The sequence below is a fragment of the Mesorhizobium sp. M7A.F.Ca.US.005.03.2.1 genome (genome assembly GCF_003997795.1).
In the GTDB taxonomy this organism is placed as follows: Bacteria; Pseudomonadota; Alphaproteobacteria; order Rhizobiales; family Rhizobiaceae; genus Mesorhizobium; species Mesorhizobium ciceri.
Window position 1 is genome coordinate 1 of record NZ_RZRP01001168.1, and the last position, 1,495, is coordinate 1,495.

The 1,495-nt window shown below is 59.1% G+C and carries 4 protein-coding genes; 3 read left to right on the forward strand and 1 reads right to left on the reverse strand.

Annotated features, from left to right (window positions below; translation table 11 throughout):
- From rpmG to EN991_RS35850, 3 genes are all read left to right on the forward strand, one after another.
- Nucleotides 1-117 (forward strand): 50S ribosomal protein L33 (rpmG, locus tag EN991_RS35840; RefSeq protein WP_127370496.1); only part of this gene is annotated, 117 nt, incomplete at its 5' end.
- A gap of 170 nt (nucleotides 118-287) precedes the next feature.
- Nucleotides 288-545: a hypothetical protein gene (locus tag EN991_RS35845; RefSeq protein WP_024503578.1), complete on the forward strand. Its 258-nt coding sequence runs from the start codon at nucleotides 288-290 to the stop codon at nucleotides 543-545.
- A gap of 155 nt (nucleotides 546-700) precedes the next feature.
- Nucleotides 701-910 (forward strand): hypothetical protein, encoded by a 210-nt coding sequence (locus EN991_RS35850; protein WP_013531922.1) that lies wholly within the window; start codon nucleotides 701-703, stop codon nucleotides 908-910.
- Nucleotides 911-1,226: 316 nt separating this feature from the next.
- Here EN991_RS35850 and EN991_RS35855 read toward each other — a convergent pair.
- A partial coding sequence (locus EN991_RS35855) for a TOBE domain-containing protein (RefSeq protein WP_127370497.1) occupies nucleotides 1,227-1,495 on the reverse strand: 269 nt, incomplete at its 5' end.

A 1,495-nucleotide genomic window follows, 5' to 3' on the forward strand; every position in this document is an offset into this window, starting at 1 on the left:
GGTTTCTTCTACGTGACCAGCAAGAACAGCCGCACCAAGACCGACAAGCTGTCGTTCCGCAAGTACGACCCGGTCGCCAAGAAGCACGTCGAGTTCAAGGAAACCAAGATCAAGTAATCCGGGTTTCCCGCCGCAATGCCGAAACGCCGCCCAATGGGCGGCGTTTTTCGTTTGTAACAGTTGATTTCGTTGCATCCGAGCAGAGACTCCAGCCAAAGGATTGACCCTTAGCCATGGTTGCGGCACCCTTGGCCGTGGGTTGGGTGTCACGAATAAGGCGCCTATGGATGTCGAAGAAGTTGAAAGCTGCAATCATTGCAGCCCTTGTCGCTCTGGCTGCTGGCTTTGCCGTCAGCAACGGGCTGATAAGCCAGCAGACGGCCGATGAGATCAAGGCCAGGACTGACCAGGTTCTGACTGAGGAAGAGGCCGCACCGCCTGCACCTCAGCCTGACAGCCCCGCCACGCCTTCCACGGAACCCGCACCGCAGGCTCCGACACCTCCCGCCGCGGCACCCCCGCAAGGATCACAACAGGGTCAATGAAGAAGCCTCGCCAGGATGGGCTCCTCTCGTGCGATCGCACCATCTGAGTGTATCGTTTTAATACAATCGCCAATTGGTAGACTTGCACCACGGATAGGTAGTTAGTTTCAGCGTCAGGCAAAAAGGGGGGAAATGCCTCGCACTGGGAGAAAACGATGTCCGTACAAAAAGGCGACTTTCGAACCAACAGAGCCGACTACGTGATTGCCGCGATGCATGGCGGAGTGACCGCCGAAGACAGCGTTCGAGACGAGAACCTGGCAAGGAGAAAGAAGTCCCTGTGGCTGAAGGAGCGGCGATCGGCCAAATCGGCTGAAAACCCGTTGGACAGCTCGCCGCTGTCCAAAAGAAGCCCTCGCGGTTAGCGGTCTACAATCGCCTTCCGCGATCACACCATATCCGCACACAACCCACTCGCCCATATTGCAGGGGCCACCGTCGGTGTTGACTAACTCCGACGGTGGCCTAGTTCGCGGCGAAATGACCTCCGTTCTTTTGAGAAGACGGCGGGACTAAGGTCTTGCGCCCTAGACGCAAAGGTCCGAGCGATCCTGTTAGGTTCCGGAAATGTCTCTTGGACGTTCCGCTATTTTATCCAATTGAAATGTAGCGTTACCGTGCATGTCCCGCCCGATAGCGGCGCCTGATCCGGCTGCCCGCATCCGACCCGGCTGCGTCCCCTCAGCCGATGCGCTCGCCGCTTTTCGCATCGAACAGATGCAGCTGGTCCGGTTCGGCCGCCAACCGCACCACGTCGCCGGACTTGACGCCGGCACGGCCCATGGCAAAGACGCACAGCTGCTGGCTGGCTAGCTTGACGTAGAACTGCGTCGAAAGGCCGAGCGGCTCGACCACACCCACCTCGCCCTTCAACGCACCCTCGTCCGCCAGCTTGATATGCTCGGGCCGCAAACCGACGGTGATGGCGTCACCGTGGGTCAGTGGCAGGC

Bases quoted from the DNA above. Each gene is read 5' to 3' on its own strand.
- EN991_RS35845 (WP_024503578.1), top strand. From the start codon at position 288: ATGTCGAAGAAGTTGAAAGCTGCAATCATTGCAGCCCTTGTCGCTCTG.
- EN991_RS35850 (WP_013531922.1), top strand. From the start codon at position 701: ATGTCCGTACAAAAAGGCGACTTTCGAACCAACAGAGCCGACTACGTG.